15 protein-coding genes are annotated in these 17,691 nt (G+C 36.8%); 12 read left to right on the forward strand and 3 right to left on the reverse strand.

The genetic code is table 11. The annotated features are described in order from the left end of the window. Positions 1 to 28: 28 nt before the first annotated feature. The 10 genes from B0I22_RS15535 (at position 29) to B0I22_RS15580 (ending at position 13,038) form a co-directional block, all read left to right on the forward strand. The gene (locus B0I22_RS15535) at positions 29 to 1,279 is read left to right on the forward strand and encodes a glycoside hydrolase family 88/105 protein (protein ID WP_246022255.1); all 1,251 of its coding nucleotides are present in this window, start codon (positions 29 to 31) and stop codon (positions 1,277 to 1,279) included. Between the two features lie 146 nt (positions 1,280 to 1,425). Further along, positions 1,426 to 3,063 (forward strand): glycoside hydrolase family 43 protein, encoded by a 1,638-nt coding sequence (locus B0I22_RS15540; protein ID WP_133946600.1) that lies wholly within the window; start codon positions 1,426 to 1,428, stop codon positions 3,061 to 3,063. A gap of 26 nt (positions 3,064 to 3,089) precedes the next feature. After that, the gene (locus B0I22_RS15545) at positions 3,090 to 3,926 is read left to right on the forward strand and encodes a rhamnogalacturonan acetylesterase (RefSeq protein ID WP_221411238.1); all 837 of its coding nucleotides are present in this window, start codon (positions 3,090 to 3,092) and stop codon (positions 3,924 to 3,926) included. Between the two features lie 62 nt (positions 3,927 to 3,988). Further along, positions 3,989 to 5,662 carry a glycoside hydrolase family 28 protein gene (locus tag B0I22_RS15550; RefSeq protein ID WP_133946412.1) on the forward strand — a complete coding sequence of 558 codons (1,674 nt, stop codon included), beginning with the start codon at positions 3,989 to 3,991 and terminating at the stop codon, positions 5,660 to 5,662. Positions 5,663 to 5,871: 209 nt separating this feature from the next. Next, entirely contained in the window at positions 5,872 to 6,822 is a 951-nt protein-coding gene (locus B0I22_RS15555; RefSeq protein WP_133946414.1) for an alpha/beta hydrolase, read from the forward strand. Positions 6,823 to 7,032: 210 nt separating this feature from the next. Further along, positions 7,033 to 8,010, forward strand: a complete 978-nt coding sequence (locus B0I22_RS15560; protein WP_133946416.1) for a pectinesterase family protein — start codon at positions 7,033 to 7,035, stop codon at positions 8,008 to 8,010. A gap of 352 nt (positions 8,011 to 8,362) precedes the next feature. Then, positions 8,363 to 9,148, forward strand: coding sequence for a T9SS type A sorting domain-containing protein (locus tag B0I22_RS15565; protein ID WP_133946418.1), 786 nt, complete (start codon positions 8,363 to 8,365; stop codon positions 9,146 to 9,148). A 415-nt stretch (positions 9,149 to 9,563) separates the two neighbouring features. Further along, positions 9,564 to 10,346 carry a T9SS type A sorting domain-containing protein gene (locus B0I22_RS15570; protein WP_133946419.1) on the forward strand — a complete coding sequence of 261 codons (783 nt, stop codon included), beginning with the start codon at positions 9,564 to 9,566 and terminating at the stop codon, positions 10,344 to 10,346. A gap of 153 nt (positions 10,347 to 10,499) precedes the next feature. Beyond that, positions 10,500 to 11,804, forward strand: a complete 1,305-nt coding sequence (locus B0I22_RS15575) for a T9SS type A sorting domain-containing protein (RefSeq protein WP_133946421.1) — start codon at positions 10,500 to 10,502, stop codon at positions 11,802 to 11,804. 205 nt (positions 11,805 to 12,009) lie between these two features. Continuing rightward, on the forward strand, positions 12,010 to 13,038 hold the full coding sequence (locus B0I22_RS15580; protein WP_133946423.1) for a LacI family DNA-binding transcriptional regulator: 1,029 nt from the start codon (positions 12,010 to 12,012) through the stop codon (positions 13,036 to 13,038). Between the two features lie 54 nt (positions 13,039 to 13,092). Here B0I22_RS15580 and B0I22_RS15585 read toward each other — a convergent pair whose 3' ends face one another. Next, positions 13,093 to 13,824, reverse strand: coding sequence for a DUF3575 domain-containing protein (locus B0I22_RS15585; RefSeq protein WP_133946425.1), 732 nt, complete (start codon positions 13,822 to 13,824; stop codon positions 13,093 to 13,095). A gap of 180 nt (positions 13,825 to 14,004) precedes the next feature. Continuing rightward, positions 14,005 to 14,670, reverse strand: coding sequence for a head GIN domain-containing protein (locus B0I22_RS15590; protein WP_133946427.1), 666 nt, complete (start codon positions 14,668 to 14,670; stop codon positions 14,005 to 14,007). A gap of 128 nt (positions 14,671 to 14,798) precedes the next feature. Between B0I22_RS15590 and B0I22_RS15595 the strand changes: the two genes are divergently transcribed. Then, positions 14,799 to 16,337 carry a S41 family peptidase gene (locus B0I22_RS15595; RefSeq protein ID WP_133946429.1) on the forward strand — a complete coding sequence of 513 codons (1,539 nt, stop codon included), beginning with the start codon at positions 14,799 to 14,801 and terminating at the stop codon, positions 16,335 to 16,337. 53 nt (positions 16,338 to 16,390) lie between these two features. Beyond that, the gene (locus B0I22_RS15600) at positions 16,391 to 17,041 is read left to right on the forward strand and encodes a hypothetical protein (protein WP_133946431.1); all 651 of its coding nucleotides are present in this window, start codon (positions 16,391 to 16,393) and stop codon (positions 17,039 to 17,041) included. A 58-nt stretch (positions 17,042 to 17,099) separates the two neighbouring features. Here the strand turns inward: B0I22_RS15600 and B0I22_RS15605 are convergent, their stop codons facing one another. Continuing rightward, a complete protein-coding gene (locus B0I22_RS15605; protein ID WP_133946433.1) occupies positions 17,100 to 17,684 on the reverse strand; it encodes an IS1096 element passenger TnpR family protein in 585 nt (194 codons plus the stop codon). Positions 17,685 to 17,691 lie beyond the last annotated feature (7 nt).

A 17,691-nucleotide genomic window follows, 5' to 3' on the forward strand; every position in this document is an offset into this window, starting at 1 on the left:
GGCTAATTAAAATAAAAAAATTAGAGTTATGAAATTCCAAACACTTAAAATATTATCAATCACGGCTTTGGCTTCAGGAATGTTTCTTTCTTGCGCACAAACCAAAACTGCAACCACATCAAAAGCTACAACCGAAACTTCAACTGGAAAAGCGATTCCCACAAACCTAAAATGGTCCGAAAGAATGTTGCTTTCCGAAATGAAACGTTTCCCGGAAGCTTGGATGCTGGACTTTTTCAAAGCACCAAAATGGAGTTATCCAAACGGTTTGGTTTTGAAAGGCGCAGAAGAAGTGTACAAAAAAACGGGTAAAAAAGAATATTTTGATTATATCAAAGGTTACGCAGACGAGATGGTAAATGCCGACGGAAGCATCAAAACATACGACATCAAAAAGTACAATATCGATATGCTGAACTCTGGCAATATGTTGCTGTATCTATATTCTGTTGACAAACAAGACAAATATCTGAAAGCTTTACAATTATTGAGATCTCAGTTGAACGATCATCCAAGAACTTCCGAAGGCGGTTTCTGGCACAAGAAAATTTATCCAAGTCAAATGTGGTTAGACGGATTGTATATGGGGCAACCTTTTTACGCCAACTATACGCAATTGTTTGAAAAAGGAGATTCTGCAAACAAAGCCTACGACGATATTGTCAACCAATTTGATTTGATTCAAAAACATTTGAAAGATCCAAAAACAGGATTGTTGTACCACGGTTGGGACGAGAGCAAAGAGCAAGCTTGGGCAGACAAGCAAACCGGACTTTCTCCTAATTTCTGGGGTAGAGCAATGGGTTGGTACGGAATGGCCATCGTAGATGTTTTGGATTTCCTTCCGCAAAATCATCCCGAAAGAGCAAGATTGATTTCTTACCTTAATTCCTATTCCGAAGCTTTGGTAAAAGTTCAGGATTCGAAAACGGGTCTTTGGTATCAAGTATTAGACAAAGGTGGCGAAAAAGGAAATTACCTTGAAGCTTCAGCATCGTCTATGTTCGTTTACACATTTGCGAAAGGTGCAAGAAAAGGCTACTTGCCAACTTCTTACAAAACCATTGCAAAGAAAGGTTATGACGGAATCATCAAAAATCTAATCTCTGTAGAAAAAGATGGAACAGTTAATTTAAATCAAAACTGTGCAGTTGCAGGTTTAGGCGGAACGCCTTACAGAAGCGGAACTTACGAATATTACGTCAACGAAGAAATCCGTTCCAACGATCCAAAAGGAACTGGACCATTCATCCTTGCGAGTTTGGAATTAGAGAAATAATTAAGAAAAATATTTTTAATTCTTAGAAATCTTAATTGTTTTTCTTTGATGAGTTTTACGTCTTTGCGAACCTTAAAAATATTTTCAATAAGTTCAAAAAAAACTTAGCGGACTTTGCGTTCAAAAAAATATATTAAATTTTGAAAATCAACAAAAAACATATCATCCTTTCATTGTTTGCCTTGTCAATCAATCAATTGGATGCACAAAAAACAAAACCTTACGTTTCGGAGGTTTGGGTTTCAGATTTAGGAAACGGAACTTATAAGAATCCCGTTTTATATTCAGATTATTCTGACCCAGACGCAATTCGTGTTGGCGACGATTATTTTATGACGGCTTCCAGCTTCAATGAAATTCCGGGTTTACCGATTCTTCATTCCAAAGATATGGTGAATTGGAAATTGGTAAATTATGCCATCACAGATTTGATTCCCAAAGAAACTTACAAGGTTCCACAAAGAGGAAATGGCGTTTGGGCACCAAGCATTCGTTTTCACAAAGGCGAATATTTCATCTATTGGGGCGACCCAGATTTTGGGGTTTTTATGGTGAAAACCAAAGACCCTTTTGGGAAATGGGAAGAACCAGTTTTGGTAATGGAAGGCAAAGGTTTGATAGACACTTGTCCACTTTGGGATGACGACGGAAACGTTTACCTAGTCCACGGTTGGGCAGGAAGCAGAGCAGGAGTTAAAAGTATTTTGACCATCAACAAAATGAATCCGGAAGGAACAAAAGTTCTGGACAAAGGCGTTCATATCTTCGATGGCCACGATGCGCATCCAACAGTTGAAGGTCCAAAATTTTATAAAAGAAACGGCTATTATTACATTTTTGCTCCAGCTGGTGGCGTTGCAACTGGTTGGCAATTGGTTTTAAGGTCGAAGAATATTTATGGTCCTTACGAGGAAAAAATCGTTTTGGAACAAGGAAAATCAACAATCAACGGTCCACACCAAGGCGCTTGGGTAGATACGCCGAACGGGCAAGATTGGTTTTACCATTTTCAGGATGTGGATGCGGGCGGAAGAATCGTTCATCTGCAACCAATGAAGTGGGAAAAAGATTGGCCGGTAATGGGAATTGATACAGACAAAAACGGAATTGGCGAACCAGTTTTGACTTATAGAAAACCAGAAGTTGGCAAAACGTTTCCAATTGAAACACCTGCAGAATCAGATGAATTCAATGATGATAAAATTGGATTGCAATGGCAATGGAGCGCTAATGAAAATGTAGTTTGGTCAGCGAAAATTCCGGGAAAAGATTATTTGAGATTATTCTCGATTAAAACGCCTGAGGATGCAAAAAATCTTTGGAACGTTCCAAACTTATTGACTCAGAAATTTCCTGCTCCAAACTTCGTGGCGACAACCAAAGTGAAATTGTTTCCTGAAGATGCCAAACAAGGCAAAGTTGCTGGACTTTTGGTAATGGGAACTGACCACGCTTCTCTTGTAATCACAAATAAGCCTGATGGTTATTATCTTCAATTAAGAAAAGCACCTAAAGCCGAAAAAGGTGGCGAGGAGAAAATCCTTAACGAAATCAAATTAAAATCAAACGAAGCCTATCTGAAAGTAGATGTCAAAGAGCCAAATGGAATTTGCACTTTCAGCTACAGCGAGAATGGGAAAAAATTTGAAAATATCGGCGAAACTTTCCAAGCAAAACCAGGAAAATGGATTGGCGCAAAAGTCGGAATCTATTCTGTGAGCGACCCAAAAGTTTCAAGAGGCGGTTACGCAGATTTTGACTTTTTCAGAATTACCAAAAAATAAAGTAAAATCAATTATTAATATTAAAAATGAAATTATCTTTTAAAAATATATCCACCGCATTTTTCATCTCAGCATCGTTGATGATTTCTGCGCAGACGGAACAAGATAATCAGAAAGAAAAAATCGTTCAACCTTCCAAAGACAAGAGCACAACCAACATTTTCTTGGCTGGCGATTCTACTTTGACAGATTACAGTTTGGAGAGCAATTATCAGGAAAAGCGTTATCCACAGCAAGGTTGGGGAGGCGTTTTTCAAGAATTTTTTGTTGCGGACAGTCTCAAAACTTTTAAATCTCCATTGGCGAAAAACGTTTTGGTGATTGACAAAGCCAAAGGTGGAAGAAGCACACGAACTTTTTTCCAAGAGGGGAGATGGCGTTATATTTTTGAAAATCTAAAACAGAAAGATTGGGTTCTAATCCAGTTTGGTCACAACGACGAATCTGAGAAAAAAGTCGATAGATACGTGGATATTCCGGGTTATAAAGAGTATTTGAGATTGTACATTCATCAAGTTCGCGAGAAAGGTGCAACACCAATTTTGGTAACGCCGGTTTCCCGAAATTATCCTTGGAAAGACGGCGTTTTGGGCGACAGTCACGTAGAATATGCCAAGGCGATGATAGAAGTGGCTCAGGAGCAAAAGGTAGATTTCATCGACCTTAACAAACTTTCTCGTGAGTTTTTCAACGCAAAAGGAAAAGATTTTGTGACCACGACGTATTTTATGAATCTTCCCGAAGGCAAATATCCAGCTTATCCAAACGGACAAAAAGACGATACGCATTTCCAGCCAGAAGGCGCGAAAGCTGTGGCACAAATCGTTTATGACGGATTTAAAAAAATTGTAAGTAAGAAGTAGAACAAGGCCTTGTCAAAATTTCAAACCTTGACAAGGCTAATTAAAAATATAAAATAAGTATAATGAAGAAAACGATTAAATTATTAGCGTTAAGTTTAGCGACATTATTTTCCGCAAACAGTTTTGCGCAATTGCAGACAGCTGACCTTTACAAAAATCTGGAATTCAAAATGCCAACTGTTGCGGAGACTTCTTTCCCAGCGACTTCGGTTAGCATCAAAGATTTTGGCGCAGTTGCTGGCGGAACTGTGAAAAATACAGAAGCATTCAAAAAAGCAATCACAAGCATCAACCAAAAAGGTGGTGGAAAAGTGATTGTACCAAGAGGAATCTGGATGACAGGTCCCATTGTTCTTCAAAGCAATGTGAATCTGCATTTGGAAGACGGCGCAATGATTATTTTCAGTAGAGATTTCAACGATTATCCTTTGGTTGACGTTAGTTTCGAAGGTCTTAATACAACTCGTACCCAATCTCCGATTTCTGCAAAACGTGCAGCCAACATTGCCATCACAGGAAACGGCGTTATCGACGGAAGTGGTGATGCTTGGAGATATGTAAAAAAAGGAAAAATGACCGACGGACAATGGAAAGAATTGCTATCAAAAGGTGGCGTTTTGTCAGACGATAAGAAAATTTGGTTCCCAAGTGAAAGTTCCAAAAAAGGATTTACAAGCACTGGAAACTTCAACGTTCCTGAGAAATTGACAAGCAGAGCAGATTTGGAAAAAGTAAAAGATTTCCTTCGTCCAGTGATGGTTAGCATCGTGGAGTGCGACAAAGTTTTGCTTGATGGGCCAACGTTCCAAAACTCTCCAGCGTGGAATCTTCACCCATTGATGTCCACCAACTTGATTCTTAGAAATCTGAATGTCAGAAACCCTTGGTATTCTCAAAACGGCGACGGATTGGATTTGGAATCTTGCAAAAATGTCTTGATTTACAACAATACTTTCGACGTTGGCGATGATGCGATCTGTATCAAATCCGGAAAAGACAAAGACGGTAGAGACAGAGGTGTTCCGACAGAAAACGTTGTCATCAAAAACAATACAGTTTATCACGCACACGGCGGAATCGTGATTGGAAGCGAGATGTCTGGCGGTGTTAAGAATCTTCACGCGTCAGATTGTACCTTTATTGGGACAGATATTGGACTTCGTTTCAAAACCACGAGAGGTAGAGGTGGCGTTGTAGAAAACATCTGGATGAGCAATATTGATATGATTAATATTCCGGCGCAGGTGATTGGTTTCAATATGTTCTACGAAGGTAATTCCCCAATCATCGAGGAAGACCAGAGTGCGGACGACGAAAAAAGAGTGGAAAAACAAATTCCTGTGACGGATGAAACGCCAGTTTTCAGAAATGTTTTCTTCAAAAATATCAATGCAACAAACTCTTACGAAGCGTTGACATTGTACGGATTGTCTGAGATGAATCTTAAAAACATCGTGATAGAAGATTCTAACTTTGAAACGAAGAAAGCTTTATCCATAGTAGATGCGGACGGAATCACATTGAAAAATGTAAAATTAAAATACAGCGAAGGAACGGGTGCAACCATCTACAACAGCAAGAATGTTGACATCTCAGGTTTGACGTTGGAATCTGCTAATAACAAACCAACAATCAAAGTTTTAGGGAATAAAAGCGCAAACGTAAAACTTCCTAAAACAGTTGCCAAAGAGCAAATCACTGTTTCCAAAGAAGTGGCGAAAAACGCTGTGAAATAAAATTTTTAGGAGCTTAATCCCGCTTTCCGTTGCAATCTTTTTTGCGTCACCTTTTGTTCATAATTTAGAACGAGAAGTCTACGCAAAAAAGGATTTCCACTGCAATCGGGGCTATGGGATTTGTTATCAAAACATTACTTTGTCAAATCGTAGATTCGGCGTAGCCAAAGTTCAAAACTTTGACAAAGTTTATAATACAATTTAAACGGATGAAAACAAGAAAAGTGAATTTTAAAACAACAGAAAATGAAACTTTTAAAAGTGTTTTCATCCGTTTTTTTGTGCTTTGGATTTCGGTTTCAAATATCCATTCACAAACCATCGAAAGACCAAAAGCGCAACCTTATAATATAGAATCAACTTTCGAAAAACTCAAGAAAAAACATCCATTCATCCAACCTTTGAATCTTGATTTTCCAAAAAACATCAAAGTTTCAAAAGATATAGAATACAAAAATTCGGACGGAAGGTCTTTGAAAGCAGACATTTATTATCCCGAAAATTCGTCTCAAAAATATCCCGGAATTATCTTGGTTCACGGCGGTGGCTGGATTTCCGGAAGTAAGGAAAATGAGAGATTTCTCGCTCAGGAATTGGCTTCCAAAGGTTACGTGGCGATGACGATCAATTACAGTTTGAGCGACGATGCCAAATATCCGACAGCAGTTGAAGACATCCAAGATGCTTTGAAATTCCTCAAAAAACACCGCAAAGAATTTTCATTAAATAAAACCAAAATCGCAATCGGCGGAAATTCGGCAGGCGCACAATTGGCCACTTTGGTTGGTGTAAAAAATAAAGTTCAAGCCATCGTAAACATAGATGGAATTGTATCTTTTATCCATCCCGAATCTGAGGAAGGAACTTATGCGTCGTACTGGTTTGGCGCTTCAAAATCCCAAAATTTCGAACTTTGGAAAGAAGCTTCACCTTTGGAATATGTCGGGAAAAATACGGCTCCAACTATTTTCATCAACAGTTCTCAACCCAGATTTCACGGCGGAAGAGATGATATGATTAAAATTCTTAAAACAAATAAAATCTATTACGAAGTCCACGAAATCAAAGATTCACCACATTCCTTTTGGCTTGTTCAGCCTTGGTTTAATGAAACTCTGGATTACACTGTGAAGTTTTTGGATAAAGTTTTGAAAAAATAAAATTAAATAGAGAAATTCAAACGCAAAGATTAAATTGCTTTGAAAATAATTTTAGAAAGCAAAGATTGCAAACAAGTTGCTGATGAAGCATACTGTAAATTCAAACTTATCAAAATCAATTTATTGATTCCATCTTTGCTCACTTAAAAGTACGCATTAGAAAAATAAATCTTTGCGTTTAAAATACTCACCATTAAAGTCAATTTTCCAATGAAAAAAATCACTTTCATTTTCGTCTTTCTCTTTTCGATTTTGGCAATGTCGCAAAATCCTTACATCACAATTATGGTTGCACAAGACGGAAGCGGACAATTTAATTCCATCCAAAAAGCAATAAACTCTTTGAGAGATTTGGGCCCGGGCGAAGCTTTAATTAAAATAAAATCAGGGATTTACAAAGAGAAAGTCGTGATTCCATCTTCCAAACATCAAATCACTTTGGAAGGCGAAAACAAAGAAACAACAATCATCACCAACGATGATTACTCAGGAAAACTGAATCCAGCAACCAGCGAAAAACTTACAACTTTTGATTCTTACACAGTTTTGATTGTCGGCGATGACATCAAAATTTCCAATTTGACCATTCAAAATACTTGGTGCAATAAAGGACAGGCTGTTTCGCTTCACGTGGAAGGTGATCGATTTGTGATGAGAGATTCCAAACTTTTAGGATGTCAGGATACGCTTTATTCGGCCAAAGACAACAGTCGACAATATTATGAAAATTGCTACATAGAAGGAACGACGGATTTTATTTTTGGTCAGGCGACTGCGGTTTTTAAGAATTGTGAAATTAGAAGTTTATCAGATTCTTACATTACGGCTTCGGCAACGAGCAAGGAAAATGAGTTTGGATTTGTGTTTTTCGATTGTCATTTAACGGCGAAAGAAGGTGTTTCTAAAGTTTTTCTTGGCCGACCTTGGCGACCTTTTGCCAAAACAGTTTTCATTAATACCACGATGGGAAATCACATTATACCAGAAGGCTGGAACCCTTGGAAAGGCGACAAAATGTTTCCTGAAAAAGAAAAAACTACTTTCTATGCAGAGTTTGGAAGCAAAGGAGAAGGTGAAAATCCACACAAAAGAGTAGAATGGTCTCATCAGCTTTCCAAAAAGGAAATGAAAAAATACACGATCGAAAATATCTTCAAGAAAACAACCCGTTGGAATCCTTCAAAATAGATTTGTTGCACAAATAAAAAATGATGAGAATTTCCCAAAATTCATTTTTGAACACTTTTTTGGTTGTTTTTATGCAATCGATTAACCATAATATTATCTCAAAAGTCAAAAAAATTGGCAACTAAATATTATGGATTTAATTATTAATTAAACAATCATTTAACGAGTTTGTTCTTTATTTAAAGCAGTTTTTAATTTTATATTAATGAATATTAACGTTGAATTAAAAAATAAATTAAAAATTTGTAAGATGATTTGAAAATAATTTTATATTAGAACCAGCGATTTACACATAAAATTGTGTAATCGATTGCATTGAATATTTTTAAATCAACACATAAATTAATTTATCATGAAAAAACTATTATTTTCTTTAATGATTGCAGGGGTTTCTGCAGTAACTTTTAATGCGCAAAATAAATCTTGGGATTTTAAAAATTTTACAGCTGGTGTAATTACAGCTGATTATACAACTGCTGATGGTTTGTCGTTTGTGAGAGGTGGTAGTGATCTTACTATTGCAACTAATAATTTGGGATCGTTTGTAGATGGTTTTGTGCCGGTACAACGTTTGGCGTTTGGAGGCAATAGTTATTCTGGATCAACTAATCCTGCTGAAGGTACAACGGCGATGCCTACAAGACGTTATGTTAAGTTTGATGTTCCTGGGCCAGGTGTTGTAAAATTATGGGGGAGAGGTGGAAATAGCGGTAGATCTTTGATTATTTCTGAAGCTGATGGTAAGGTTCTGAAGTCGCATACATATGCAACCAATGGTAGTACTGATTTGCCTACAATAGAATATTCCTATGCGGGTGGTGCTGGAACCTTATTGGTGTCAACTGGTTCTGGTGATAATAGTCTTTACAAAATTGAGTACATTGATGCGGCAACGATGGCGGTTGGTGATGTGAAATCTAGCGTAAAAGCTAATGCATTCTCCAGTGGTAATAGAATTTATGTTTCTAATTTGGAGTCTAAAAATACAAATATCAGCGTTTACAATGCTAATGGATCTCTAGTGAAGTCTTTAAAATCTTCTTCTGATACAAACTTCGAAATCAATACAAAAGGACTTTATATTGTGAATCTTAAGTCGGAAGCTGGTGAAAAATCTGTGAAGGTTTTGATCAAATAATTAAAATTTCAGTAGTAATATTTTCATAATTTTTTTCAAAGAAAATCCCTGTAATTTATTTTGCAGGGATTTTTATTTTTTTTTTATCGGTTTAATTATTCTAAAATTTTTTTTAAATGCCGTTTTTTGGAAAATAGCTACTGATTTTAGTTAAATTAAGACAACCGATTGCACTGATTTTTGTCATGAAATTTAACTAGAAATATCGCTGTGCAATAATTTATGAAATATTTTATTAGCTGAAAACTATTATGAATAAAAGGTTTTTAAAGTTTATTAAATTAATTTAACATTAAATTAAAAAAAAATATCGTGATATTGAATAATAATTTTATATTAGAACTGTCGAAAAGTTACACAAATGAGTGTAATCGATTGCATAGAAAATTATAACAATTAAATAAATTATTTTATCATGAAAAAATCATTACTTCTTTTAGCATTTGCAGTTGTTGCTACTGTAGGAAACGTAAAAGCTCAAACTACTTGGGATTTCTCTAGTGCGGCTTGGCCAGTGATTGCTGGTGAGACTACGGCAACTGTGAAAAATAATCTTGGTCTTGTACCGGGGCCAATAACATCTGCGAACTTTGCACAGGTAGAGGCTAACACCGCAAATTTCTCCGATGGTTATTCTGCAACAAAACGTTTCAAATTGAATGGAGGTGGTTTTACTTCTACGGGGGTTAATACTACGCCAACACAACGTTATGTTGTATTCAAGGTTAATGGAAACTCAGCAGTTAAAGTTTGGTACAAAAACGGAGGCGGCGGAGATCGTATATTGTACATCGGAACTGGGAGCTCTATTCTTGCTTCAAACACGTACTCTAACTCATCAGACGGGATTATCTACACTTACGATTACGTAGGTCCTGCAAGAGATCTTTATATCTACGGAGATACTTCTCTTAACATCTACAAAATCACTGCTACCAATGTTGGAACAACTGTTCTTGGTGTAAACGACTTGAAGAAAGATATGAAAGCTACGGCTTACACATCTGGTAACAAAGTTTTCTTGTCGAATCTAGAATCCAAAAATACTCAGGTTAATGTTTTCAACGCAAACGGATCTTTGGTAAAATCTTTGAAAGCTTCTGCAGACACAAACTTCGAAATCAGCACGAAAGGTTTCTATATTGTAAATCTTAAATCTGAAGCAGGTGAAAAATCTGTGAAAGTAATCATCAGATAAGATTTCTGTGACCGGCAGATTTAACAATTAAAAATTTAAATGAATTAAATTTTTCATTAATTAAAGTTTGATGAAACCCGCTTTCATCAAACTTTTTTTATTATTAAATGTAAGATTGAAACCAAATTAATGTATCAAAACATTCTTTACACAATGAAGAAATTTTTTCTAATCATCGCCCTAATGATCGTGTCTGTTTTTCAAGCGCAATGTCCTTCTTACGGTTGGGCATCGGAAAATGGCGGCGTCACTGGCGGTGGCAATGCAACACCTACAGTTGTTACAACGCACGCACAGTTGCGAGCTGCAATCAATAATGCAAATGTGAAAGTGATTCATGTTTCCGGAGCAATTACTTTTCCAGCTGCGGGAAGATTGACGCTTAATAATCAAAACGGAAAATCCATCTTAGGTTTAGCCGGAGCAAGATTTATATCAACAGATCTTACCTCAGGCGGATCTGGAATTCTGACTTTGAGAAGCAGTTCTAATATCCTTATCAAAAATATTACTTTCGAAGGTCCTGGAGCATACGATGTCGATGGGAATGATAACCTTACCATAGATGCCTGCACCAGAGTTTGGGTCGATCATTGTACTTTTGAAGACGGGATGGATGGAAATCTGGACATCAAAAATGCTTCTGATTTGATTTCTATAACGTGGACAAAATTCCAATATCTGAAACCTGCAATTCCCGGTGGCTCTGGCGGTAGTGCAGATCACAGATTCTCCAATCTTTTTGGATCGAGTGACAGCGATACGCAGGATGATGGAAAACTAAGAATCACGATGCAATATTGCTGGTGGGGAAGTGGCGCGCGTGAGAGAATGCCAAGGGTGAGATTCGGGCAAGTGCATTTGCTGAATAATTACTTCAGCAGTGCAAACAATAATTATTGCATCTATGCGGGTTACAAAGCCAATCTTTTGATAGAGAGTAATTATTTTGAAAATGTGCGAAACCCAATCCGTTTGGAAACCGGAAGATTCACCGCAGCAGAATCTGTGGATAATGTTTTTGCTAATACTACGGGAACTGCAGTCGGTTCTGGAGTTGCTTTTACGCCGCCTTATATCATTAATAAAATTGCGGTTCAAGACGTGAAGCAAACTGTAATGGCTGGCGCTGGCGCTGTGCTTCTTCAACCAACGGATTGTCTTTTTTTATCAACAGGAGAAGTGGATTATAGAGTGAAGTCTGAACCAAAATTCTATCCAAATCCAGCGAAAGATTATATTTCGCTCAATGTTTTTTCTCCTCAGAATAACAATACAGTTCAGATCTCTGTGACGGATCTTTCTGGGAAAAGAGAAGGGGTTGTATATAAAGGAACTTTGAAAAAAGGCGATAACACAATCAATGGAATTTCGATCAAAAATTTGAGCAAAGGCGTAAAACTATTCGAAATCAAAACCAATGAAAATTCCTACATTCAAAAAGTTATTTTAAAATAAACGAATGGCGATTGCTGTCGTTATGGTGTTATTAATTGTTTAAAAATTGAAACTTTATAGGATATTATTTTTAATCGTAATTGCATTATTGCAAGATTATGATAAGCTACGGAATTTAATACTTGTTTTTTAAAAAAATTAAGGTAAAAAATCCGTAGTGACAGGGATTTATTTATATATTTACAACCATTCAGATAAAGAATACATGACTAAAAAAAATACGACGATATATGACATTTCTAAAAAACTGAATGTAAGTGTAGCGACTGTTTCCAGAGCGCTAAACAACCATCCCAGAATCAGCCAGGCAACCAAGGAATTGGTAGCTGCAACGGCGAAAGAAATGAACTATAAGCAAAACAATCTTGCAAAAGCGCTTCAAAGTGGAGAAACCAAAACGGTGGGCGTGATTGTTCCGTATATCAATACCAATTTTTTCTCATCAGTTATTCGGGGAATCGAAGAAGAGCTTTCTCCGCACGGCTACCGTGTGATTATCTGCCAAAGTCACGATGACACCAATATTGAGAAAAAACAACTCAATACTTTGCTGAATACACAAGTGGACTGTATTTTTATTTCGATATCCAGAAACACGACGGATTTGGAATATGTGAGTAAAATCCTGAATACTACCAACACACCGATTATATTTTTCGATAGAAAGAAAGATGTCCCAGGAATCAGCACGATTACTATTGATGACCACAAAGGCGCCTATCTGGCAACTGAACATTTGATCAATCAAGGGTATAAAAATATCTATCACTTTTCTGGAGATCAGAATCTGGAGATTTACCAGCACAGGTTGAGTGGCTACATCAGTGCTTTGAACGATTACAAAATTCCGGTTGTGGAGGATAACATTATCAATACAGGAAGCTCCATTGAGGAAGGGATTTTGGCGATGAAAAATGTCTGGAAAAGAAAGATAAAACCAGATGCTATTTTTTCGGCTTCAGATTTTACGGCGTTGGGCGTTTGTAAAGAAATCAAAAACTTAAAACTGAAAATGCCTCAGGATATTGGCGTGATTGGTTTTAGTAATGAGCCTTTCACACAATTTATGGAGTTGTCTATCAGTTCGGTAGATCAAACGCCGGTTTTGATGGGTAAGATTTCTGCCAATGTATTTTTAGAAAGCATCAAAGATAATTTCTCAGGTATCACGATAGAAAAAAAGCTGGTTTTGAAACCAATTCTCTGCGTTCGGGAATCATCAAAAAGAAAATAATAAAAAAGGCTGTTTCAAAAAAATGAACAGCCTTTTATTATTAATCAATTTTAATTAAAATCTATATCCAAAAGATAATCCGGATCTGAGTCCTGCCCAAGGTCCATCTACTTTTACTTTTGCACCATTGGAGTTGACTTCTGCCTTGTAATCAATGATAGGAATATCCAAATCGTTCAATTCCTCATTGATGGCAGCTTGGTCTTCCGCGTCCAGAGGATTTTTAGAAATTCCTATTATATTTCCTTTGGAAACGCCATAATGTCCGCCAACAATCCACCAGTCAATCACCCAGTTTTTGTTTTTTCCAAAGTACCATTGCGATCCAATCATCAATCCAACGCTGTTTGCGGAAATGTCGCCGGACATATCCAAAGTCATATCTCGTTCAGAATTGTCATCTTTCGTGTAAGAAAATTCATATTGAATTTGATCCGCCTTGATTTTGGTATAGCGGTAATAAGGTGCGAAATAAAATCCGCTGTTGTACTTTTTTCCCAGATAGATTCTAGGTTCTATGGTAAAACTGGTGCTGGAAACTTTCAAATCCTGGATTTCGTTGTCTGCATCTTCTCCAATAAAGTTTTTGACCATTGGAACGTTGCCTTTTGGCATCATTCCAAATCCAACATTGATGGCGAAAGTCTTGTTGATAGATCTCTCGTAAGACAAATTGACGTTTCGGAAAATGTATCCGGTCACGTTGGTTTTGATGATGTTTTTGGCTTGTTGTCCGTGTAGCGTAGCAAAGCCAAAAAGAGCAACTGCTAATAGTTTTGTTTTCATGATAATTGATTTTTACTTAAAATTTTTACAAAAAAACCCACAAAATACAATGTGGGTTGGATAGTTTTTGAGAATTTAAAATAATAATATGAGTTTTATTGGTTATATGCTACAAATGTAACCATAGATTCCGAATTCTCAAATACCTATTTTGGGGTATTTTTGTTTTAAGTAAATCTCCTAATGGTGAATGATTCTCCCACCGGCAATTTTTTTATCATTTTTCGATTTTGGTTTCCCATAGATGTCAATGGTTCCACCGGCTCTTGTGGTTGCGGTTGCAGATTCTGTAGCATTTACAGAGGCTATTCCTCCAGCATTAGTTGTGATGCTTGTGATTTCAGTTAATAGGCTTTTTCCTTCATATTTTCCGCCGGTATTTACAACTACGGTTTGGGAATTGGCGTTTCCTGATAATTTCAAAACCGCGCCAGTATTCACTTTTGCATCGACGACTTTTGTGTTTAGATTAAGGTCAATCAATGCGCCTTCGTTGGAACTTAATCCAAGGTTGGATGATTGGATCACATCGTTGGAAGTGATTTTGGCACCTTGGCTTGCCTGGATGTGATTGATGTCTTTGTAGTATAAAATGATTTTCACATCGTCGCCCTGCAGAAGTTTGGCAGGTTTCATGCGGACTCTCAGTTCATCGCCAGAGTTTACCAATTCTACTTCATCTGCCATCGTTCCGCTTATTTCCGCTTTGTAAATGTCTGATGAGACCAATTCTACGGGGATTTTATCGTAAACTTTAAGGTTTGTAAAAGCGGTTATTTCTTTGGCTTGTCCCAAGGAAAATTGTGATAAAAACACTGCGCTGACTGCAAAAATTATATTTTTCATAATGGATGATTGTAAATTCATAATAGCTCTCATTAGCAAAATCAAAACCAATATTTGTTATAAAATGTTAAATTCGAGAAGAGTAGATTTTCAATTGGTTTAAAAACCTTAATTTTAATGCCACATTTATGAAAAAACTATTTACTGTCTTAATATTAATAATCATTTATTCTTGCCAATCTGTCAAGAAGAATAATCTTTTTTTAGAAAAGAGAATTCCTGTTGCAGAACTCAAAAAGGATGTTGATTTCACATACCAAAAATTACAACGTTTCCATCCCAATCTATATTGGTACATCTCAAAAGATAATCTGGATCACAAATTTGATAGCCTGAAAATCACCATCCAGAAGCCATTGACACCCAATGAGTTTTTCTTCAAACTTGCACCTGTGGTGGCAAGCGTGAACGAAGGTCATCTCCGTTTGAGATCCTTATCCAGACGATATTCCAAAGCAGAGCAAAAAGAATTCAAGACTAAAAAACCTTTGTTTGCTTTGATGGATTACAAAATCATCGGCGATAAACTCTTTGTGAAAGAGAATCGGGAAAATGTTGGAAAAATAAAAGCGGGGACAGAAATCCTCAAAATCAATGAAGAGAATGTAGCAGATCTTATCAAAAAGTACAGAAAACTGTACAGTTCCGATGGTGAAAATCGAACTTTCCAAAAATATTTTATCAATCTTACTTTTTTCAATTACTACACCTTGGAAAATGGGTATCTGGATAGTGTGAAGCTCAAAACGCTCTGCGATAATGTGATAGATGAGGTGCAGCTAAAAAGACAAAAGAAAAAAGCTAAAGAAGCGAGCGAAGAAAAAACACTTCCAAAAGTGACGGCAGATCAGAAAATTCAGGATTATGATGTGGCGTCAAAAAGCTACAATAGAAGTTTCAAATTCTTGAAATCTGATAGCAGTGTGGCTTACATCAAAGTCAAATCTTTTTCTGCGACTTATGCCAAAAAGTTTTACGATCAATCTTTCAGAAAAATCAAAAATGCAAAATCCGATTATTTGATTTTGGATGTTCGGGACAATTTGGGTGGCTCGCTTTCCGAGATCAACACGCTGTATTCTTATCTCACCAACGAGAAGTTTACGCTCATAAAAGTTCCTGAAATGACTTCCAAAACCTCCGGAATGTATCAAAATTATTTCCGCGGACAGTCTGTGTTTTCCTCTGTTCTCAGTGCGCCAGCTTATCCTTTTTTTCTTGCAGGAAATTATTTTTTCTCATCCAAAAAAAATAAAAAATACTACTTTCGAGAGTTTGCTTCCCGCCCTACAAAACCGAAAGAAAATGCATTTACAGGGAAAATCTATGTCTTGGTAAATGGCGCCAGTTTTTCTGCATCGTCCATCATTTCTGCTAAATTGAAGTTTGAAAACCGCGCCGTCATCGTAGGCGAAGAAACCGGTGGCGCCAACGACGGAACGGTGGCTGGAGTCAACAATACGGTGATTCTTCCCAATTCGCATTTGGTGCTTCCGATTGGTTTATTCCTCATCCGTCCCAATATCGAGTTTGAAAACAAAAGCAGAGGTGTTTTCCCAGATTATGCTGTAGATCCCAACTTCGAAGACATCTTTGGAACCGATGACAAAATCCTGAACTGGACTTTGGAAGATATCGATTTTCGAAAAACGGTGACTGGAAAATAGTTTCTATTTTTTAATTGCACATTTTTTGTTTGGATGATATTCAAATGATAAAAATGAAAAATCTGATTTTGATATTTTGTGTATTCATCATCTCGTCTTGCAAGAAAGAAAATGATAAATCCACAATTAATTCTACAACTTCTCAAGATAGTTTAAGTGTGAAAACCGATCGTGATTCTTCTAGTTTGGATCAAGATTTAAACACCATTGATAACATAAAATCAGCTTATCAATTGACCAATTCACAATTGCTCGGCAAGAAATTGGATTCCGTAAGTTTTGAATATGATTGCGATGAGAGTTCTGGAACTGTCGTTTTCTATTCGGATCAGAATGATTTGAAAGCAATTAAGCATTCTTACGCTGAACACAGTCATTTTTCTTCTGTAGATCAATATTTCATTAATGATAATCAGCCTTATTTTATCTTTCAAACCGAAACAGTTTGGAGTTTTGATGGCGGAACAACTGAAAAACCAGAGACAAAGGATGATGTCACGGAAAAGCGTTTTTACATCATTAATGAAAAAGCGACTCAATGTCTTGAGAAAAAATACATTTTGAAATCAAATTCTTCCAACAATCCAAAATCAGAAAATGTTCCTAATAAAGAATTGAAAAATTGTTCTGTTGCAGATTTGCAGAAAACTTTTGATTTGCTAATGAAGCATAAAAATAGAAAAGGTAATGGGAAATGTCTTTGAAATTATAAGCCAAAAAAGCCCGAAAAAATCGGGCTTTAAATATATTTAGAAAAGAATCTTAATCTTCATCGTCTTCTTCGAAAACGTCGTTGTAGCCGTCTTCTTCCTCATCATCGTTGTAGTCGTCATCCTCGTCATCAAAACTGGAAGCTTTGAACTCAGATTCGAAATCTCCAAAATCATCATCCATCAAAGGCATTGTAGAATTTTTGTTTTTCCCTGTTGATGCTCCGGTTTTGCTAGGCGCTTTCAAAGGAACATTTCCAAATCTGTAAACCGTGATAGGATAGTTAACCGCTGGCTTCTCATCTATGATTTCCAAAAGCTCGCAGAAGAAATCCCAAAGCTCGATAAAACCATATTGGAATCTCATCTTTTCCCCCACTGCAGGGAAACCTTCCGGCAAATAGATATCCGACATAATCTCGCCATCGCCATCATCACTCATATCCTCCAAAGGAACTGGTCGGCCTTCATTCCATTCGTCATCAGAAAAATAAAAAGAAGACAACTCCTCACCTGGTAAACTGAACGCACTTTTGATGCCCAGATGCAGATTCCAAAGGGTCTGTTTATCTTTGATTTCGATGTCTCGGAAAATCGTGTCTTTGGCGTCTAATATTACTCTTATCTTATAAACCATTGTTGTT

The sequence above is a fragment of the Epilithonimonas xixisoli genome (assembly GCF_004365655.1).
GTDB lineage: Bacteria > Bacteroidota > Bacteroidia > Flavobacteriales > Weeksellaceae > Epilithonimonas > Epilithonimonas xixisoli.